Origin of the sequence: Enterobacter sp. ECC-219 (assembly GCF_043966805.1) — a bacterium.
Lineage (GTDB): Bacteria > Pseudomonadota > Gammaproteobacteria > Enterobacterales > Enterobacteriaceae > Enterobacter > Enterobacter cloacae_N.
In genome coordinates, this window is sequence record NZ_CP143680.1 from 3,334,182 (window position 1) to 3,352,594 (window position 18,413).

Below are 18,413 nucleotides of genomic sequence, written 5' to 3' on the forward strand. Positions count from 1 at the left end.
TCACTCCCACATCCGGTTTCGCCAGCGGCTATCCGGGCGCGCTGGCGTATTGGAGGTCGGAAGGAATGCACTGACAGTCCAGGTCACGTAATCCTGGTTTAGGCTGCGCTCAACTCGCACGCCGCGCGCTTTGTAACGCTTAACCAGCTCGTCGGCCTGTTCGGTGCTGCAATCGGTATGATGGAACCAAGAATGTTTCATGCCCATCACCCCGCAAAGCCAAGCAGCTGCGCGGCGACGTTTTCGGCCTCGTCACGGCTGCGGAATGAACGGGACAGGACCCATCGCCAGAGGACATCGAGCGCAGCTTTGTAGAGCTGCTGAAATTCGAGCTCGTCCATATTGGCAAACGAGATGCTGCGAGGATGCTTTTTGAGTGTTCCGTCTGGCAACTGAATGGCATCAAAGTGCCCTGCCTCGACGATCACCCAGGAGCGGTAAGCATCGAAGGATTTGCACAGGCTAATGCCATTCGTGACGCGCCGGTAAGCAACCTGCTCAAGATACTGCTCGGCAGCATCGATAAGCGCCCCCTCATTCCCGCCATAAGAAGCCAGGAACTTGGCGTAGCCGGTGATCAGCTTCCGCTCGTTACTCGAGATAGCCCCGCCGGTTGGTTCCCAGTATTCAAAACCGAGATTGAGAAGCGCGAAAAAGCGCCGATGGAATGCCGGGTTACGTACCCGCCTGAACTCGGCAACAAGAACATCGCCGAGCCGGGTTTTTGATTGCAGAATATCGCTGGTCTCGGGCGTAGCCGGGATCAGTATTCCTGAGTGGTGTTTGATAAGTTGTAATTCTAGCGCCATGGTTCTCTCCGTGGCGCATCAGGTATAGGGTGTTCAGGCCTATGAAAGAATAATATCAGACGGTGGTGTAACTCGGTACCCCAGCCGTTTTGCAAATTGCATAAACCCATTCAGAGTGAAGATTTCTTCCTCTTCGAGTAACGGTCTTAATGAAACTATTCCATTTACTCGATAAACCAGATATCTCCCTTCCGCCGGGAAGCTATAGATAACTGCTTTATCGGCCCTTCTGACCACGTCGTACCATTGATCATCTGCATTAAAGGCATCTGCACTACACACTTTTTCCCCCAGAGCGACTTATGACGCGGTAAACAGTAATCGGGAACAGCCAGGGGAACGCAAACAGCGATACTCTTTGAAACTGCTCCAGTGAAATTCACGCGATTAATAAAACCACTCGTCCGCGCTCTCCCAGGTCTCCTGCAGGATATGTTCGACCTCCTTCTTATCGCCTCCGAAAACAGTCAGCCCATCATTGCTGGCACGCCTGATCGTTAACTGACAATCATCAAACTGCTTGCTAAGTCTTTTGAGCAGTTCTGACTCGAGCGCAGGTATAGCTCCAACAGGAAGTTTCTTCATGCGATCAATGGTTAACTCGATTTTCATTTTTCCCTCCGCAATGAACAACTGTATGCATATACAGGATATTTATAAACATATCTTACGGATTTTGCAACGATTAAAGAGTGTTAGAAGGATGGATCGCCTGCAGGCTTACAGGTATATGTTTTAAGTACGATATGGGGCAGATCTCAGATTTGGAGGTCTACACAATAGTTATGTTGAATAGATTTCAGCAGAGTTTGGTGCAGTTTCGCTACTAAATTGTGGCTTAGAAATGAGATTAATAAAATGAAAATCTGTAAAGGCTAATATGGAGCTTGCTGTTACTAGCAACAAATTAATCAGCAAGCTCTAAAACGATATGAAACATTACCAGAGCGTAATGTAATCCAACCGGTTATCGAAATTTACTGAGATGCAGGCACTGTATCATAATGACGAAAAGCCTCGATCCCGACTTTCTGACCATAAGAAAGTTCAAGTGTGTTACCATCAGGATCAGCGAAGAAGACATAATAACCTACCGGTTCCCCTGCCTGAACCGGTTCTTTTCGCAAGAAGCCTTCCATTCTGGCCATCGCTACCTTATTGTCGATTTCTTCAATGCTTGAACAAGCTACTCCCAAGTGACCAAAATTACCTAAAGGGGTGTCAGCCACAGCATCAACCTGGACAAGGACAAGCGCAAAAGGGCGAGTTAGGTCACTTAACCACGCGACTTTACGTGCCTCCGGAAGGTCAGGCTCTCGCCTGTGTACGACTTCCATGCCAGCATAACGGCCGTAAAAATCGATACTTTTTTCCAAATCTCTAACAACAAACGCAACGTGCGTAAAACCGACATCAATCTCTTTCATTAGGCTAATCCTTTAACTATCTCCAGAATCGCCATTTTAAAAGCTCAAGTTAACGTGAGGTCAAGAGACTTTCAATCAGTGATTTTGCTGGATTTCTTGCACGTATTGTTCAATGTCGTTCAGGGTTGCAGCCTATGCTAACTAACTCCAGCAAAATGAAGATAAGGCCCGCTACACACAGAAGAAAAGATAAAGTTAAAGCCGCAATAAAAACCATTCGAAACTCCATGTAATCATTTTTACTACCACAATCTTAGAATTAATTTTTACTTTATCACGTGTGCACACCAGGCGATTTGATGTTGCAGAGCCAAACATATCTCGCGGGCTTTAACCACGTTTATTGATTGGTTTTTTTGTGAAGCATTTTACCCTTCATAGACAATTTTAAGGTCACAGAACTCTTTTTTGTAAATTTTTTCAGTAAAATAGCACTAACTGACCTTTCGCATGCTACTTTAGTAGAAAATCCTTTAAAGTGTGCAACTATGCTTACCACTCTCATCTACCGAAGCCACCTGCGAGCTGATACACCAATTCAATCCATAGTTGACATGGTTAGTGAAGCCAATTCCCGAAATGAACGTGCGGGGGTAACTGGTGTTTTACTTTTTAATGGCGTTCATTTCTTCCAGCTTCTGGAAGGAGATGAAACCGCTGTAAGGCAAATCTATAAAAAAATTTGTATGGATGCACTTCACTTTAACATTGTAGAACTCTTATCCGATTATGCCCCCTATCGACGATTTGGTCGCTCAGGCATGGAATTAATTGATATAAGACTATTCAGTAAAGAAGAGTGTCTGGACAGGGTTCTTCAACGTGGAACAACCAAACATAAATTGCTTTACAACGACAGAGCATTACGGTTTTTCCGTACATTTATAGATTCTGCTGAGACAGACAGCTATTATGAACTTCCTGATAGATACAGTTGGTTTTTTTCATCCGATCAAATAAATGTATCATCGGCTGATCCCGATATTATCGAAGACATGCATGCAGTTATAGACCCTCTGGCTGCTCAAATTCATTCTTTTGTCTTGAGTGCAAAATCAGATAAAGACGATATAAAAGCCAATAATTTATTTTTTGATTTGGAATCGAAGAGAGATTTGTTAAAAATCGCAGGGAGTTTCATTACCTCTTCACAACGAGTATCAATAACACTCCTGCCTTTAACCTTACTGAGGGTACCTAATGCGATTGAGATATTGCTCGATTACATCAGAGAAAGTAACTTATACCCAGAACAAGTTATAGTTGAGTTTTCAGAGAGCGAAATAATCCCTGAAATTGATGAGTTCGCGCATTCAGTGCAGATACTCAAAAGTTGCGGTTTAAGCGTTGCTATTAATGACTTTGGTGTAGGAAATGCAGGTTTATTGTTTCTTTCAAAATTTCAGCCTGAGAAGCTAAAAATACACCCTCAACTAATCCAAAACATACATAAAGACGGTACCAAACAGGCGATACTGCAAAGCTTAATACGTTGCGGCGAACTTTTAGAGATAAGGATTTGTGCAACAGGTGTCGAACAACCAGAAGAATGGATGTGGTTAGAATCCGCTGGGATATTTTGCTTCCAGGGCAATCTTTTTTCAAAATATGATAAAAATGGATCTTTAACGATCTTCTGGCCAGAACCTAATGAGTTTAAAGAATGTTAAAATGAAACTTGAGACATTCTTCTGTGATAAGCAAAGTGTAATGTCCGATAAGTACACAAAGCGGGCGCAGCCAATTCGTTGCTGCACTCATTAATAAAATTTGACATGAGGGACAGCAAGGTCGCTCATATGCGCTGCAGTTGAGTTAAGTAAGACGGTACTGAGACTTGTAGTTGGCAATAGTGCCCTTCAAAAATGCCGAGGTGAAACTGGTTGTAGCTGTTAGGCAAAATCACTTATTCTTTGCCGCTAAACATGTAGGAGAAGAGCCATGACCAGTGAAATCCGCAGACGGGGAAGACCACGGAAAACAGAGAGCACCTATGCAGATACTCGTAATGATCTGATCCGCAGCGGTCTTGAGTTGCTGACGCAGAATGGTTTTCTTGCAACTGGAGTCGATGCCATTGTCAAAAATGCCGGTGTGCCTAAAGGCTCATTTTATTATTACTTCAAGAGCAAAGAGGAGTATGCGCAGGCCGTCCTCCATGCCTATGACAGTTTCTTCGAGCATAAACTTAAAAAACACCTTCATGAACCTTTATGCGAACCAATGTTACGGCTGGAAAATTTTATCCACGATGCCTGCAACGGGATTAAAAAGTACAATTTTACCCGAGGCTGCCTTGTTGGAAATATGATGCAGGAAAGTCCGGGACTGCCACAATCCTTTATCCAGCAGCTACAAGATGTTCTTGAGAGCTGGCAAGAACTTGTTGCTTCCTGTCTGTCCGATGCACTAACTTCAGGCGAAATTTGCTCCGAAATGAACGACAAACAACTGGCAGCAATTTTCTGGAGTGGCTGGGAGGGTGCCGTTATGCGTTCCAAACTTTATAGTTCAACCCAACCTGTGTACGATTTCTGGAACTATTTCAAAACATCTGTCCGTTACCAGTCGTCGCAGGAAGCAACTGAAGTACAGTAAAAGAGGAGCCGTTAGCGGCCCCTCGTTCGATCTGCAACTCCGTATCTATAATTAGCTACATTCAATTACCGCTCGGCCGTGAATTCCGCCATTCAGAAGTTTTTCGGCTACAGTGATGGCCTCACTTAGCGGATATACAGTCGTCAGGCTATCCAGCCTGGACTCTGGTAAATGCTTTAACGCCTGCTGCCAGATCGCCGCTCTTTTCTCTTTCGCGAACATGACACTATCAATCCCTTTCAGCGTAACACCACGAAGAATAAACGGAGCCACATTTCCCATCAACTCCATACCCTGAGCCATGCCACAGGCTGCAACAATACTGCCATAGCGTACCCCTGCACAGGCGTTACAGAGCGTGTGGCTGCCGACTGTATCAATGGCAGCAGCCCAGCGTTCTTTTTGTAAAGGTTTGCCCGGGCTTGAAAGCTCAGCACGGTTAATGATGTCGTTCACCCCGACCGTTTTATATAGCCACGAGGATTCTTCCGGCCGACCGGTAGAAGCGGTCACATGGAAGCCCATAGACGAAAGGATCATGGCCGCAATACTACCGACACCTCCACTGGCACCGGTAACAAGTACGGACCCATCTTCAGGCTTAACACCATGATTGAGCAGCGCGTCGACACACAGCATCGCGGTAAACCCAGCCGTCCCGATAGCCATGACGTGTTTGCTATTTGCGCCTGCCGGAAGCGGCGTCAGCCAGTCGCCTTTCACTCGTGCTTTTTCAGACAGCCCACCCCAGTGTTTTTCCCCTACACCCCAGCCTGTCAGTAGAACCTTATCTCCGGGCTGATATTCAGGATGTGAACTGGCGGACACCGTACCGGCAAAATCAATGCCTGGCACCATTGGAAAGTGTCGGACGATTGGGCCTCGGCCCGTAATGGCAAGCGCATCTTTGTAGTTGATGGAGGAATATTCAATATTTACCTCAACATCCCCCTGCGGCAGCTCACTTTCAGCAATTTCAACAAGTTGCGCACTGTAGCGTTCATCTGCTTTGTTTATTAATAAAGATTTAAACACTTTCACCTCGTCTATTTGGGCGTTTATCGTTCGGTTATTAAGTCATGTACAAATAATATTGACCGATCGTCTAATAATCAATCCTACTATCCCAGTATTTTGTCAGGATTCAAGACTTATTATTTTTTTCATAGGCTTAACGCAGTCATAATTGATCAGTGTCAAGCTGGAGGTGGGTAAACTAATACATAGGGAAATGTAAGCGGATCCGGCGGGTGCAAAGGCAATGCTTCAGTACTCAGTTGATAACGGTAAACCCAGCAGGCTTAGATTGTTGGCCTCATTTTCGCTCACAGGAACCAGTTCATCTCTACCCCCTCCCACCAGCATTGATCCAATTAAATTTGGCTTTAAAAGCTCAGCTGGTATCGAACGGTCAGCGATACTTGCGCAGCAAACGCGCCGCGCAAATACAGTGTTGGCTTACCTTTAATCAAAAGTGCTCACGCCTGCATACCCTTCCCCCTTGCGATGTTAATTCTGTCAATGCATTCCCTTAATGCTTTGACTTGCTCCGGAGAGAGTTCTGATTCGTCAATTGTGGCCAGAAGCGCGTTGAGGGAGCGCTCAATATCATTTTTTGTCAACCGTAAACAGATAACCTTAACCCAACGTGGCGAGAACTTGCTGAGGCCGATTGCTCTTGTGATACGTAGTTTCATGAGATGCCTCTTAACCGCCAGTAGTGGCGATTTGTAACTCGGTTATAGCACACGTAGAGAAGACTTATGTGACTATTTCGCCTTAGAAATTTCTAAGGGTCGTTTAGCCAGGGTAACCGGGCTTTCAGTGAACATCTAAGTTGGTTTCCCAGCATGCCACACAAGCGCCTCGTCATTACCAGAAGCGGCTGATCACGTGAAGGTAGCTTTTACGGTCATACACAGGCTGAGACGTCAACTTTGTGCCAATAGCGGACTTTTTAGACAGCATTCAATCTTTCAGAGAACTCAATTCTTCAGAGAGCCACTGTTTTAGAATGCATATTTTTAATGAATCTTGATTATCTGAACGGTAGACTAAATCGTATCCCCGCTCCGCCTTAAGTTTGTACTGGGGAAAGGGAACAACAAGCCTTCCAGCAGCAACATCATCCGCAATCAGAACACTGCGTCCCAGAGCAACACCTTCGCCACGCATAGCAGCCTCAGTAGCCATGCTGCCAAGAGTCCATAAGTGCCCCTGCTGGCAGCTATAATTCTTTTCTCCGGCCATCTCAAACCATGCCTTCCAGTTAGCCAGCATTCTGTACTCATGAAGAAGAACGCAGTTTAAAAGTCCCTTAATATCTGTCAGTCCATTATGTTTCTTAAGAAAATCAGGGCTACAGACAGGAGTAACTGTTTCATCGAACATACGTTCAGACGAAACATCTCGATAATTACCAAAGCCGTACCGAATGGCAGCATCTACCTGACCATCATTAAGATCCACATTAATGTCAGTAACATCCAGTTCAACATCAAATTCAGGATATCTCTGCCTAAAACGGCTGAGGCGCGGTGCTAACCACTTGCTGGCAAATGAAACCGTTGTACTTATACGCAAACTCTTCATCTGGTTTCTTCCACGCAGGCGCTCAGCTTCCCTCATTAAATCACTCAAAAGACGGGTAACCACATGGTGAAATTCAGCCCCTTGCTCCGTCAGAATGATCTGCCGTGTCAGCCTGAAAAATAGCTTTAACCCCAGATGCTCTTCGAGCTTCCGGATTTGCCGGCTTATCGCGCCGTGCGTAACGTGCAACTCCGCAGCCGCCAGCGTCATACTTGAGAGGCGGGCAGTGGCTTCAAAAGCGCGCAGAGTCTGCAATGGTGGAAGGCGATCGTACATCATATGCGTGATAATAATTCACGCGTGTTGTGAGAACAAATGATTTGTCAGGTCAGAGTCCGAAAATCAAAATTAACATAAATGATATTACTATTTTCATAGCGATACCGGAGGAATAATGGAAAGTTTGTTTGTTTACGGGACTCTCGGTCCTGGCCGTCCTAATGCTCATATCCTTGAAAGCATCGGGGGAACATGGCAGGAGGGCCATGTTGGTGGTTATTTATTAGAGAAAGGCTGGGGTGCAGAGATGGGTTATCCGGGAATTGTGCTGGATGGCTCAGGTAATCGTGTACAGGGCTTTCTTTTCACGTCCGAGAATTTACAAAATCACTGGCACATGCTTGATGAGTTCGAAGGTTCTGAATATGAACGTGTTCCGGTAGAGGTAACCACATTAACCGGTCAGACAGTGCAATCATGTATCTATATGCTAAAGCATAAATTATGAGGCCCGCAGTGGGCGGGTTAAACAATGCCCAGTGCACCCTAAATAAATCGATTTGATGGACAATCAAGTGACAATAGAGCGAAAACAGATCGACACTTATGCCACACTGGTCATGACCTTGCTGTGCGTTATCTGGGGAATTCAGCAAGTTGCAATTAAAAGCGTAGCCAATGAAATTTCTCCGGTTCTACAGGTAGCAATCAGAAGTGGAGCTGCTGCAGGCCTTATATGTTTATTGTTTATTCTAAAAAAAACGTCTCTAAGAAACTTTGCTATTTGCGTAGTTCCCGGGGGAGCTGTGGGTATACTTTTTGGTTTGCAATTCCTCTTTGTTGCTGAAGGCCTGCGATATACGTCGGCATCGCACATGTCAGTATTCCTATATACCGCACCAATTTTTGCTGCTCTGGGGCTACAGTTTTTTAGGCGCGATGAACGACTAAGTGCACCGCAATGGATAGGGATAGCAATTACATTTGCAGGGATTTGTGTTGCGTTTCTGTCAGGTAATGCTTCAGGGGATTGTTCCAGCCAGACTATGGCAGGAGATATAATGGGTTTATTTGCTGGACTGTCATGGGGAGCCACTACCGTACTCGTCCGATGCTCATCTCTTAGTGAGTCGCCGGCTTCTCATACGCTTTTTTTTCAGCTTGCAGGAGGTGTTTTAGTTTTATCAACCTATTCATACTTCTCCGGCCAAAATCACTTTGTACCCGGCACCATCGGGATTATTAGTTTAATCTTTCAAAGCGTAATAGTTGGCTTTCTGAGTTATTTAGCTTGGTACAGTTTAATGCGGAAATACATGGCATCTCAGCTCGGTGTTCTCTCATTCATGACGCCTTTATTTGGGGTCATTACAGCAGTATTTATTTTGAGAGAACAGCTACAGCCAGGGTTTATTTCAGGAGCGATGCTAATTCTGAGTGGCATAAGTATCGTTAGCGGCTGGTCCTGGTTCAGGTCGAGATTTTTAACTGGGTTAGTTAAATAATAAAGATGACTGTCGGATTATTACAGGTAATGTGACAATTTCAGCGAGCCTGTTCAGAGATGGCTGATTTAACGACCAAAGATGCTAGTACGCTTTACAGGCTCTAATGCAAAGTATAAATCATTCATAATGCATAAATCTTTAGCCCGATTTATGTCTGCTTCTCGCTCATAGCGGACCTTCAGATGCTTACCGCCTTTAAATCCTGCCGTAGCTCCTCATCACTTCCTGAGAATAGTCAGTAAAGATCCGACTTTGTAGGTTTTCGGATCCAGGCAGGGAAGAAGAATGTTTACTGCATAATAAGCAAAAATTAATTATTTTTGTTGCGAACATTGCATTGTTGCAGTTAAAAGAAAATCACCATTATTTTATTGTCCTGAGTGGAATGGTCGCGTATGACAGAAACGAGTTTGTAAGTGAGTAGTATTTCGGTGATTGACTGTAAATATACCGGAGTGAAGTTAAATCAAGAGGAATACTTTACCCACTAAAAAAGGGAGGTGGCCTCCCTTTATCCGAATACACCTGGCTATTTATCATCGAAGAAATCAGAAGGTAGCTGACCTGGTGGCATATTGATCACCTCGTCGTTATCAGGCCCTTCATTTTTCATATACGTTACTTTTGCAAATTCAGGAATAATCACATAAGGATAAGCCGGACCTTCGTCACGGAAGCGATGCATGTCTTCAATGAATTCGTTCTGGTAACAGATTGTTTTCTCAGGATGCTGTCCTTCTCCAGCGATCCATTGCGGGAAGAAGATCGTGCCGTGAATTACCTTTCTCCTTATATCGAACAACAAGCTTACACAGGTCCCCGTAGGCTCGTGCCAGTCAACCTTGAAAATACCGGGTGCAAACTGTACGGCATTCATTTTCTGATTAGTGACCCAGCGCCCGCCGACAAGTCCCTGGTGGATACGGTAGTCGCAGGTATTGCTGTTGCGCGCATACCACTCATACTTCCAGCCGTTGTCATAGGTGTAAACAAAATGCGTTCCGACAAACTCAGACAGATCCTCTGAAACATCTTTATATACTTCTTCAGTCATTTATACGTCCTCCGGTGTCCAGATATTTAACGATAGCCGTGAAAATTCAACCTTACCAGGTTTAGGGGAGCAGTCGCTGGAGCTAACAGCTATGCTGACCAGTTCCCCGTTATTCATACAGAATGCGATTAGTAATGTCAGCAGATCGCTCTTAGCGGACCATTTCCTCCCTATGTCCTGCCATCGGCTTTCATCCGCTGATATTTAGCTTTCAAAAGCTCCACTGGTGTCGGCCCCTTCGACGATACTGGCGCTGCCAGCGCTCTTCGAACAGGCGGAATCGGCTTCCCGGCCAGCACCCGCTTTTCCCACATATCCAGAATATCGCTGGCTTGACGCTCAAGCTCTTTCTGGCTCAGTTGGCCGTCAGTTCCGCGGCGCCGTAGCTCGAGGCAGATATGGTAATAAACCGGCTTTGGCCAGGAATACTGCTCACTGCTCGGGTACCGGAACACCAGTTTGCGCCACTTCCAGTATTCAGCCATCACGTCAGCGGTGGTGATCCCCAGCACGCAGCGCCCTTCCCTGCACCACTTGATGAACTGGCCTGGCGAAGGCAGGAACGGGCGATCCTGGCGACGCACCATGCGCATACCGGCTTCAACCTGCTCCAGAGTGGTGATCCCGTTTTCTTTGAAGGCCAGCACCCACTGACGGCGAATCTCGTTCACGTCTTCCTGGCTGCGATTAACCAGGCTTGCCGGGAACGCGGCGGCCAGCTGTACAAATAGCCCATTGATAATCTGCGCCACCTGCTGCGTTTGTTCGCGCTCGGTGTACTGCTCAGGCAAGTTATTCGCCACACGGCGTGCCTGTTCCCGATCAAAATTGCGAATGCTCTCTGCGAGATTTTTCATTCCAGCACCCCGTCAATCCAGTCGGTGTTATGCAGGTCGATGCTGCCCCGGGAAGGTTTTGCCGTTCCGGTTGCGCGCAGCCGCTTGGTGGTGAGCTGATCCCACTGTTTTCGCAGACTCGAGGGGCTCAGGATGTTGTCTTTCCAGAACTCGTCCCGGTTAGCCCACTGGAACAGGTCACAGATTTCGTAGTGAGTACGCTTATCCTGGACACGCATCAGTCTGATGGTGTTTGCCCATTCAGCCCAGTTTGGTTCAGATAGCGATGCGTTGACGGTGAGAAGCCTGTCGTAAATCCAGCGAGCGGCCTTAAGGTCGTCAGCGGAGCCCCATGATTTACCTGCCGGGGTGTATATCCCGGCGGCAGCTTCAGGATGGCGTGAGAGAAACTTTTGAGTTTTCTGGTTTCGGGATTCGTCAGAATTCCGAGACGAGGATATTTTAATATTGTTCTTGTTATAGTCTTGGGTGTCTACCGTTTCCGGGAAGACTTTTCCCGTTTTCGGTAACACTTTTCCCGATTTCGGGAAGACTTTTGCCGTTTTCGGTTTGTCTAAAATCCAGGCGGAAAGGTCAGTATTTATACCGATCGTTTTCATTACGCCCTGCTTTTGACAGAAGATGATTTTGCGTTCTGCTAGTGATTTGAGCACATCAGAAACGTGCGAATCACTTAGCCCTGTAAGCTCAGCGATTACCGTGTTCGTAACGCGGTCCTGTTTCTTGTTCCAGCCGTAGGTAAGCCAGATCACCGCCTCAAAACACTGCCACTCCCTGCCTGACATTCTCAGGCGAGGCTTAAGCTGTTGGATCTCGTTAGCGACCTTGGTATACCCGTTCGACAGGTCGGCCATACGACCTCCCGGTTGTTCGGTTCTGTGGGGGAAATTGATAATTTCAGCTGTGTTTGACATACTTAGCTCCGCAATTACACTCCGTTCTTGCACCTGAAAGTCGGTTCTGTTAGCGCAGACCGGCTTTCGCCTTTTCTGAAGTCTTCACACTGCCCCCAGCATGGTTGTTACCATCGCCAGCAGCGGCGCAGTAAGGTCCGGATCGACACGGAACATCTCAAAAATCCCCTCGCCTAACTCCTTCAGCTTTTCCTTCTTCGGTGCATCGAGCATCAGAGCTTGCTTCGCCTCACTTACCTCTTTTTCTAATCTGGCCATGCGATACGCGAACGAGTCGTTCTTTACGACACGGTCGCGGTATCGAAGCGGTAGTACGGACATGATCGCTGGCAACAGTTGTTCGACGTTCTTTCGGTAAGATGCGGAGTCTTCTTTGTTGTCTAGCCAGCGGAACAGCTTCACGTTCCAGACATCGGCCTGGCCTGTTAAATCCACGCCATCAAGTTGAAGTTCTTCCGCCGCGTCTTGAATTTGAAGCGCAACAGTTACGCGCCCTTCTGCTGCCGCCCACGCCCGGACCGCAGAGCAGAGATCACGATGAGCAATATCCTGCGCTGTAGATTCGCTTTGATGACACTGGAATATCAGAGGATTAGAGGCAGCTCTGCTACTCTGTTGAACTGAAACAGTTTGCATAGTTAAGGCTCCTGTTTAGGTAAACCGTCAGTTGGGTTTGGGTAGAGATCTGGGCGCAGCTCGTGCGGAGTTACGCCAGTAACCCCATAAATTTGCAAGACTCGATCTGCCGGGACGACGCCCTGATATCGATTTCGCCAATGACTAACAGTCATGGCGCTTACGGTTAGTAGTTGGGCTAAGCGCGTAGCAGTTCCTGCTTTGGTAATTGCTTTATCAATTGCTTTCATAAATAGCTCCTGTAACAACCACGCAATTAAACATATTGTTTATGTTTATGTCAACATTTTGAATATTGAGCTAATAAACATTTGGTTTAGAATTCGTCCATGAAAGAAAAAACTCATCAAATTAACCACCCACAAGTTCAGCGGCTTAACGAGGTTCTTGAGCTCAAGAAGTTGACCAAATCAGACATGGCCCGTATTTGTGGCGTCAGTGCTCAGTCGGTCAATAACTGGTTCGTTCGTGGGACGATTGGTAAAAGCTCAGCGATTAAGCTGGCGGATGCGCTTGGGGTGAGCCTTGAGTGGCTGCTTGGCCAAGATGTTGGCGAGAAAGATGGACTGAAGCCAGACGAACAACGCCTGCTAGAACTTTACCGTCAGCTTCCCGAAGAAGAGCAACAGAACATGCTTCGCATCTTCGCACTTCGCCTGAAAGAGCTGGACGAACTATATGATAAGTATATGAAAGGCCGTATTCGTTCGCAGGATGATTGAGTAATCCTTTCAGCAATGATTCGTAAATACCTACTATAAGAAATGGCCATAAAGTGGCCTTTTTTTATACCCCTCGAATAACTAGCACATCTTTTGTATTAAACGCCCATTCCCCGGACTTCCAGCCCGTACCATTTCGTCGAATTTTTTGCCTCCAAAGAACAAAATTTCACTCTCCATAAGCACCACATAAACATTTTGTTTATTTAAAATTACTCATTTTGTTGACTAAAGCTTAAACTTTGTGTTTAATCTAACTCACCAGGACGCACTACGAACCACCAAGGCAGGACGCCCACGGAGTAGCCGCCGACGGCATACGAATAGTCGGATGAGGTGGAGAGATTAACGCGCATCAGGTTTAAACGTTCCGCTGGCCGGCGATAAGGCAAACGAGGGTGAGAATGATTGATTTCGCACGCAAACCAGGACGGCAGCAGGCCGTAAAACTTAACTTGTTCGAAGTGATTCTTCGCCGCCTGTGCTACCTGCTGGCGCAAAAGGGGAATCCAGATGTGTAACTCAACAAAATGCGGGTACTGCGGCAAGCCGGTTGAACCGGAGAAAGTAGTCAAAAGTACCCTTCTCTATCGCAACGGCGCACAGCTGGCGCGCAAAGAAAAAGAATACTGCTCTGAACGTTGTGCTTCGTACGACCAGATGGCCCACGAGGCATAACGTAAAAGCCGCGCAAGGCGGCCCGTACGTCCGGTGCTCCCGACCAAAGTTACACCGGAAAACTACTTATAAAACCAAAGTTCACCCAATGGGCGCTATCTCTGGCCCGGGGATCTTACATCCAAAAAAGAGGATCTCACATGGAATTTTTCTATGTAGTTAAGGCTACGCAGAAATCTGGCAAAGAAGACGCGGTGATTTGGTTCACTGCGAAATCTGAAGTCCGAGCCAACCTGCAGCTCGATGTCGAGCTGGAAGATGCTGGTATTGAAACCGGACGCGGTAAGGATTACGCCAAACCGGTTCGCACCGATTTCCCTGTTTGTAACGATCTGCCTGAAGAAACCACAGTGGATTACACCTGGTGCAAACGCTACGAACTGCAGGACGATGGACGCACCTGGCTGCCAAAGGCTGGTGCTGAGTCGACTGGACCCGTGGACAACTCTGCCGCACCGGAAACTACAGTTAAAGTCGAAACGACCGTCGAGAGTGTCCCGGTTGAAAACCGCACTCCAGCGGTTCGTTATGCCGTCCACCTGACCAGCGACAAATACCAGTCACATATCACTAAAGAGCAGCAACTGGCTGCCAGCGAAATGTCACTGGATGAAGGCAACACCTATCTCCAGAAACTGCTGCTCGCGAAAAACGACATCCCTGAAGTTGCCGAACTCAGCCTGAATGCTGAGTGGAAACTCGTTCAGGCGATAAAGCAGGTATTCGCGCCAGATGAAGAGCACGAAGTAAAGCTACTTGCTGCTTTCATGGCCGACTGGTTGAGAGTAGATGCAGGTGACCGCAATGAGTTAGTTAGGGAGTGGAGAAGCGGAAAGCTTTCTCTGCTCAAATCAGAAAGCACCAGCAACTCCGACGTTACAACCGATCAGGTTCTGGAATCTGATAACGGTATCCAGATTGACGAGAATGATGACGAAACCACTCGTTATCCAGTCGTTCGTATGCCGTTCCGGAAGCAGCTACTCGGCCAGTTCACCGCCAACGAACTGCGCCACCACTTAACCCGCGAAGAGTACGAAGCTATCAGCGCGCTGGAGATGGACACTGACAACAGCTATGTCCAGAACCTGCTGCTGGCGGCAGAAAACTGCGAAGAGGTGAAGGGTTACGATACCAAAGACCTTTGGCGCTATACCGACGCCATTCGCAAGGTGTTCAGCCAGGAGAAGCGTCACGAACTCGCCTTGGTTCTCCGTTTCACCAGAATCTGGGCGGTGACTGATTATATCGATCGCGGCATTCTCGTTCGCGAATGGGCTACCGGTAATCGCATCAGTAATATTCAGCGCACTGATTCTGGTACCAATGCAGACGGCGGCTATGTAACGGATCGCGGCGAAGGCGCGCACCACACTCTGGACACTCTCGATCTTGAAATTGCCTGTGCCCTACTGCCTATGGACTTCCACCACTTCGAAATTCCTTCGAGCGTATTACGACGTGCCAAAGAAATCGTGGCTAGGAAAGAAGAACCATGGAAATCATGGAGCGCCATCCTGCGTAATCAGCCCGGCGTACTGGCGGTGAACCGTGCGGCAATCTTCAATCTGATCCGCATCGCACCAGAGAACATTCATCACACGCCAGCGGCTCATCTTGAGTTTGTGAATAAAACCATGACGGCTGAGTTTAACTCTGCTGTGGAGTTACTGCCGTTGCCTACCCCTGCAGTTGAGACTGAAGCCTCAGGTGAACAACCGCAGGTTGAAAATCTCGGCAGCGGCGTGTTCTCCATCGATGGTCTGATGGTTGGAAATACCGCCCCGGTCATCAATACCTCCTCAAATGAAGTCAAAAAAACTGAAAACACAGCGGAGATCACCAGCGATGTGCAGATGGAAACGACTCAGCCAGAGAAAGACGAAGATGTTGGTTCGGTACCATCGGGCGAAAGCACTGATGCAGCTAATTCGCAGACAGATTCCATAGCGCCAGAAGAGCAGCAGTCAGAGCCAGTAATCCAATACCCGGCTTACTTCGAGCCTGGCCGCTACGAAGGTCTGCCGAATGATGTTTATCACGCAGCAAACGGTATTAGCTCAACCCAAGTAAAAGATGCCCGCGTTAGCCTGATGTACTTCAACGCGCGCCATGTGGCTAAAACTATCCCGCGCACGACATCCAAAGTGCTGGACATGGGAAACCTGGTGCACGCCCTTGCATTGCAGCCGGAAAACCTTGAAGCAGAGTTCAGCGTAGAACCTGAGATCCCAGAGGGTGCTTTCACCACCACCGCAACTCTGCGCGAGTTCATCGATGCGTTCAACGCCAGCCTACCGGCGCTGCTAAGCGCTGACGAGATTAAAGCGTTACTTGAAGAACATAACGCGTCCCTTCCCGCGCCAGTGCCGCTTGGCACCAGCCTGGAAGAAACGGCTCAAAGCTATATGGCTCTCCCTGCTGAGTACCAGCGTATTGAAGAAGGCCAGAAGCAAACGGCAACGGCAATGAAGGCATGCATTAAAGAGTACAACGCTACCCTGCCCGTGCCGGTTAAAACCAGCGGCAGCCGCGATGCGCTACTCGAGCAATTAGCGATCATCAATCCTGATTTGGTGGCACAGGAAGCGCAGAAACCAACGCCGCTGAAAGTCTCCGGCAGCAAAGCAGAAATGATCCAGGCAGTTAAGTCGGTTAAGTCCGATGCCATATTTGCCGACGAACTGCTGGATGCCTGGCGCGACAACCCTGGCGAAAAGATTCTGGTTACCCGCCAGCAACTGGCCACAGCGCGTGCAATTCAGTCTGCACTCCTTGCGCACCCGACCGCCGGCATGCTGCTGACACATCCAAGCCGCGCCGTTGAAGTGAGCTATTTCGGTTTCGACGACGAAACCGGATTAGAAGTGCGTGTACGCCCTGACCTCGAGATTGAACTGGACGGCGTGCGCATCGGTGCTGACCTGAAAACCATCAGCATGTGGAACGTTAAGCAGGAAAGCCTGCGCGCCAGGCTGCATCGGGAAATCATTGACCGTGACTACCACCTCAGTGCGGCTATGTATTGCGAGACCGCGGCGCTGGACCAGTTCTTCTGGATTTTCGTCAACAAAGACGAGAACTACCACTGGATCGCCATCATTGAGGCGTCAACCGAACTGCTGGAGCTGGGCATGCTCGAGTACCGCAAAACAATGCGCGCCATCGCAACTGGATTCGACACGGGCGAATGGCCAGCGCCGATCACTACCGATTACACAGATGAACTGAACGATTTCGACCTGCGCCGCCTCGAAGCGCTGCGCGCTCAGGCTTAAGGGGGATTTATGCATAACACAAACGTTACCGTTGCTGACCAGAACACCGTTATTAACTCCAACGTGGCTTTGTTCGATTCCCAGTATCTGAACGCCATCAGCACGTTCGCGCAGATTATGGCCCAAGGCACCGCTACTGTTCCTAAGCACCTGCAGGGCAATCAAGCCGACTGCATGGCTGTGGCGATGCAAGCGGCACAGTGGCAGATGAATCCCTTTGCCGTGGCGCAGAAGACGCACCTGATTAACGGTGTGCTCGGGTATGAAGCTCAGCTGGTTAATGCCGTCATTTCACGCAGCGGCGTGCTGGCCAGCCGGTTTGAATATGAATGGTATGGGCCATGGGAAAAGGTCGTTGGAAAATTCCATATCCGCAAAGGCGACAAAGGCGAGTACCGCGTCCCGGGCTGGACCCTGGCTGACGAAACCGGGATCGGCATCATTATCCGCGCAACCCTGAAAGGCGAAGATCAGCCGAGGGAACTTGATTTACTGCTGGCTCAGGCCCGCACCAGAAACTCTACCCTGTGGGCAGACGATCCTCGCCAGCAGCTGGCGTATCTGGCCGTCAAACGCTGGGCGAGACTGTTCTGCCCGGATGTGATTCTTGGTGTATATACCCCGGATGAACTCGATGATCGCCGTGAAGAACGAGAGGTAAATCCCGCACCGGCGCAGCACCTTAGCCTTGCTGATATTTCAGGTGACAACGTCACTACTACTCAACCGGCTCAGGAATCAGCTCAAAATATCGATGCACTTGCTGATGATTTCCGTGATCGCATCGAGGCGGCTCAGGATGTGGATAGTGCTAAAGCTCTGCGCGCAGATATTGAAACAGTCAAAGTTACGCTGGGTTCTGCCCTGTTCACTGAACTGAAGAACAAAGCTGTGAAGCGTTATTACCTGGTGGACGCACGCAACAAGGTTGAGGCCGCTATTAACTCCCTGCCACAGCCCGACGAGCCGAATGCCGCCGAACGGTTCGCGGAAGCCGAGCGCGTGCTGGCATCTTCAAAGCGTCACCTGGGCGACGAGCTGCACGATCAGTTCAGCATCACCCTAGCGGATATGAAACCGGAATACGTGGACTAACGAGATCGGGAGGGAACCCCCTCCCT

The 18,413-nt window shown here is 48.2% G+C and carries 21 protein-coding genes and 1 pseudogene; 9 read left to right on the plus strand and 13 right to left on the minus strand.

Annotated elements, in window-relative coordinates; all coding sequences use genetic code 11:
• From V1603_RS15820 to V1603_RS15840, 5 genes are all read right to left on the minus strand, one after another.
• Complete coding sequence (locus V1603_RS15820; RefSeq protein ID WP_248198116.1) at positions 1–207, minus strand: hypothetical protein; 207 nt, start codon at positions 205–207, stop codon at positions 1–3.
• On the minus strand, positions 207–809 hold the full coding sequence (locus V1603_RS15825) for a DUF1367 family protein (protein ID WP_025913039.1): 603 nt from the start codon (positions 807–809) through the stop codon (positions 207–209). The genes V1603_RS15820 and V1603_RS15825 overlap by 1 nt, the downstream gene beginning before the upstream one ends.
• A gap of 39 nt (positions 810–848) precedes the next feature.
• Positions 849–1,091: a hypothetical protein gene (locus V1603_RS15830; RefSeq protein WP_224065701.1), complete on the minus strand. Its 243-nt coding sequence runs from the start codon at positions 1,089–1,091 to the stop codon at positions 849–851.
• Between the two features lie 105 nt (positions 1,092–1,196).
• Positions 1,197–1,421 carry a DinI family protein gene (locus tag V1603_RS15835; protein ID WP_028013336.1) on the minus strand — a complete coding sequence of 75 codons (225 nt, stop codon included), beginning with the start codon at positions 1,419–1,421 and terminating at the stop codon, positions 1,197–1,199.
• A gap of 365 nt (positions 1,422–1,786) precedes the next feature.
• Positions 1,787–2,236, minus strand: a complete 450-nt coding sequence (locus V1603_RS15840) for a VOC family protein (protein WP_028013337.1) — start codon at positions 2,234–2,236, stop codon at positions 1,787–1,789.
• Positions 2,237–2,724: 488 nt separating this feature from the next.
• Here V1603_RS15840 and V1603_RS15845 point away from each other — a divergent pair, with 488 nt between their 5' ends.
• Positions 2,725–3,906: a diguanylate phosphodiesterase gene (locus V1603_RS15845; protein WP_248198115.1), complete on the plus strand. Its 1,182-nt coding sequence runs from the start codon at positions 2,725–2,727 to the stop codon at positions 3,904–3,906.
• 271 nt (positions 3,907–4,177) lie between these two features.
• Positions 4,178–4,834 carry a TetR/AcrR family transcriptional regulator gene (locus V1603_RS15850; protein ID WP_045903081.1) on the plus strand — a complete coding sequence of 219 codons (657 nt, stop codon included), beginning with the start codon at positions 4,178–4,180 and terminating at the stop codon, positions 4,832–4,834.
• Positions 4,835–4,885: 51 nt separating this feature from the next.
• Here V1603_RS15850 and V1603_RS15855 read toward each other — a convergent pair whose 3' ends face one another.
• From V1603_RS15855 to gcvA, 3 genes are all read right to left on the minus strand, one after another.
• Positions 4,886–5,869, minus strand: coding sequence for an MDR family oxidoreductase (locus V1603_RS15855; RefSeq protein WP_248198114.1), 984 nt, complete (start codon positions 5,867–5,869; stop codon positions 4,886–4,888).
• 443 nt (positions 5,870–6,312) lie between these two features.
• Entirely contained in the window at positions 6,313–6,531 is a 219-nt protein-coding gene (locus tag V1603_RS15860; RefSeq protein WP_100121964.1) for a hypothetical protein, read from the minus strand.
• Positions 6,532–6,802: 271 nt separating this feature from the next.
• Complete coding sequence (gene gcvA, locus V1603_RS15865) at positions 6,803–7,705, minus strand: transcriptional regulator GcvA (protein ID WP_238139164.1); 903 nt, start codon at positions 7,703–7,705, stop codon at positions 6,803–6,805.
• Between the two features lie 115 nt (positions 7,706–7,820).
• On the opposite strand from gcvA, the gene V1603_RS15870 reads away from it, so the two are divergent.
• Positions 7,821–8,153, plus strand: coding sequence for a gamma-glutamylcyclotransferase family protein (locus V1603_RS15870; protein WP_100121963.1), 333 nt, complete (start codon positions 7,821–7,823; stop codon positions 8,151–8,153).
• A 55-nt stretch (positions 8,154–8,208) separates the two neighbouring features.
• Complete coding sequence (locus tag V1603_RS15875) at positions 8,209–9,150, plus strand: DMT family transporter (protein WP_164712086.1); 942 nt, start codon at positions 8,209–8,211, stop codon at positions 9,148–9,150.
• Positions 9,151–9,682: 532 nt separating this feature from the next.
• On the opposite strand, the gene V1603_RS15880 is transcribed toward V1603_RS15875, so the two are convergent.
• The 5 genes from V1603_RS15880 to V1603_RS15900 form a co-directional block, all read right to left on the minus strand.
• Positions 9,683–10,207: a phenolic acid decarboxylase gene (locus V1603_RS15880; protein WP_100121962.1), complete on the minus strand. Its 525-nt coding sequence runs from the start codon at positions 10,205–10,207 to the stop codon at positions 9,683–9,685.
• 170 nt (positions 10,208–10,377) lie between these two features.
• Positions 10,378–11,064, minus strand: coding sequence for a replication protein P (locus V1603_RS15885; RefSeq protein ID WP_100121961.1), 687 nt, complete (start codon positions 11,062–11,064; stop codon positions 10,378–10,380).
• Positions 11,061–11,978: a replication protein gene (locus V1603_RS15890; RefSeq protein ID WP_164712085.1), complete on the minus strand. Its 918-nt coding sequence runs from the start codon at positions 11,976–11,978 to the stop codon at positions 11,061–11,063. The genes V1603_RS15885 and V1603_RS15890 overlap by 4 nt, the downstream gene beginning before the upstream one ends.
• Before the next feature lie 84 nt (positions 11,979–12,062).
• Complete coding sequence (locus V1603_RS15895; RefSeq protein WP_047651446.1) at positions 12,063–12,614, minus strand: toxin YdaT family protein; 552 nt, start codon at positions 12,612–12,614, stop codon at positions 12,063–12,065.
• Between the two features lie 2 nt (positions 12,615–12,616).
• The gene (locus tag V1603_RS15900; protein WP_022651300.1) at positions 12,617–12,844 is read right to left on the minus strand and encodes a YdaS family helix-turn-helix protein; all 228 of its coding nucleotides are present in this window, start codon (positions 12,842–12,844) and stop codon (positions 12,617–12,619) included.
• A gap of 99 nt (positions 12,845–12,943) precedes the next feature.
• Here V1603_RS15900 and V1603_RS15905 point away from each other — a divergent pair, with 99 nt between their 5' ends.
• The 5 genes and pseudogenes from V1603_RS15905 to V1603_RS15925 all read left to right on the plus strand — a co-directional run bounded on the left by V1603_RS15905 (position 12,944) and on the right by V1603_RS15925 (position 18,387).
• Positions 12,944–13,336 carry a helix-turn-helix domain-containing protein gene (locus tag V1603_RS15905; RefSeq protein WP_022651301.1) on the plus strand — a complete coding sequence of 131 codons (393 nt, stop codon included), beginning with the start codon at positions 12,944–12,946 and terminating at the stop codon, positions 13,334–13,336.
• Between the two features lie 365 nt (positions 13,337–13,701).
• Positions 13,702–13,857 (plus strand): annotated as a pseudogene (locus tag V1603_RS15910) (hypothetical protein); the annotation flags it as partial.
• Positions 13,850–14,014 (plus strand): YdaE family protein, encoded by a 165-nt coding sequence (locus V1603_RS15915; RefSeq protein ID WP_047651444.1) that lies wholly within the window; start codon positions 13,850–13,852, stop codon positions 14,012–14,014. The pseudogene V1603_RS15910 and the gene V1603_RS15915, both read left to right, overlap by 8 nt.
• A 140-nt stretch (positions 14,015–14,154) precedes the next feature.
• The gene (locus tag V1603_RS15920; RefSeq protein WP_248198113.1) at positions 14,155–17,292 is read left to right on the plus strand and encodes a RecE family exodeoxyribonuclease; all 3,138 of its coding nucleotides are present in this window, start codon (positions 14,155–14,157) and stop codon (positions 17,290–17,292) included.
• 9 nt (positions 17,293–17,301) lie between these two features.
• On the plus strand, positions 17,302–18,387 hold the full coding sequence (locus V1603_RS15925; RefSeq protein ID WP_248198112.1) for a RecT family recombinase: 1,086 nt from the start codon (positions 17,302–17,304) through the stop codon (positions 18,385–18,387).
• Positions 18,388–18,413: the final 26 nt, after the last annotated feature.

Excerpts from the sequence above, each read along its gene's own strand:
- V1603_RS15825 (WP_025913039.1), bottom strand. The coding sequence starts at position 809 with ATGGCGCTAGAATTACAACTTATCAAACACCACTCAGGAATACTGATC.
- V1603_RS15845 (WP_248198115.1), top strand. The coding sequence starts at position 2,725 with ATGCTTACCACTCTCATCTACCGAAGCCACCTGCGAGCTGATACACCA.
- V1603_RS15890 (WP_164712085.1), bottom strand. The coding sequence starts at position 11,978 with ATGTCAAACACAGCTGAAATTATCAATTTCCCCCACAGAACCGAACAA.
- V1603_RS15895 (WP_047651446.1), bottom strand. The coding sequence starts at position 12,614 with ATGCAAACTGTTTCAGTTCAACAGAGTAGCAGAGCTGCCTCTAATCCT.
- V1603_RS15920 (WP_248198113.1), top strand. The coding sequence starts at position 14,155 with ATGGAATTTTTCTATGTAGTTAAGGCTACGCAGAAATCTGGCAAAGAA.
- gcvA (WP_238139164.1), bottom strand. The coding sequence starts at position 7,705 with ATGATGTACGATCGCCTTCCACCATTGCAGACTCTGCGCGCTTTTGAA.
- V1603_RS15875 (WP_164712086.1), top strand. The coding sequence starts at position 8,209 with ATGGACAATCAAGTGACAATAGAGCGAAAACAGATCGACACTTATGCC.
- V1603_RS15840 (WP_028013337.1), bottom strand. The coding sequence starts at position 2,236 with ATGAAAGAGATTGATGTCGGTTTTACGCACGTTGCGTTTGTTGTTAGA.
- V1603_RS15885 (WP_100121961.1), bottom strand. The coding sequence starts at position 11,064 with ATGAAAAATCTCGCAGAGAGCATTCGCAATTTTGATCGGGAACAGGCA.
- V1603_RS15860 (WP_100121964.1), bottom strand. The coding sequence starts at position 6,531 with ATGAAACTACGTATCACAAGAGCAATCGGCCTCAGCAAGTTCTCGCCA.
- V1603_RS15925 (WP_248198112.1), top strand. The coding sequence starts at position 17,302 with ATGCATAACACAAACGTTACCGTTGCTGACCAGAACACCGTTATTAAC.
- V1603_RS15915 (WP_047651444.1), top strand. The coding sequence starts at position 13,850 with ATGTGTAACTCAACAAAATGCGGGTACTGCGGCAAGCCGGTTGAACCG.
- V1603_RS15850 (WP_045903081.1), top strand. The coding sequence starts at position 4,178 with ATGACCAGTGAAATCCGCAGACGGGGAAGACCACGGAAAACAGAGAGC.
- V1603_RS15880 (WP_100121962.1), bottom strand. The coding sequence starts at position 10,207 with ATGACTGAAGAAGTATATAAAGATGTTTCAGAGGATCTGTCTGAGTTT.
- V1603_RS15835 (WP_028013336.1), bottom strand. The coding sequence starts at position 1,421 with ATGAAAATCGAGTTAACCATTGATCGCATGAAGAAACTTCCTGTTGGA.
- V1603_RS15900 (WP_022651300.1), bottom strand. The coding sequence starts at position 12,844 with ATGAAAGCAATTGATAAAGCAATTACCAAAGCAGGAACTGCTACGCGC.
- V1603_RS15870 (WP_100121963.1), top strand. The coding sequence starts at position 7,821 with ATGGAAAGTTTGTTTGTTTACGGGACTCTCGGTCCTGGCCGTCCTAAT.
- V1603_RS15820 (WP_248198116.1), bottom strand. The coding sequence starts at position 207 with ATGGGCATGAAACATTCTTGGTTCCATCATACCGATTGCAGCACCGAA.
- V1603_RS15905 (WP_022651301.1), top strand. The coding sequence starts at position 12,944 with ATGAAAGAAAAAACTCATCAAATTAACCACCCACAAGTTCAGCGGCTT.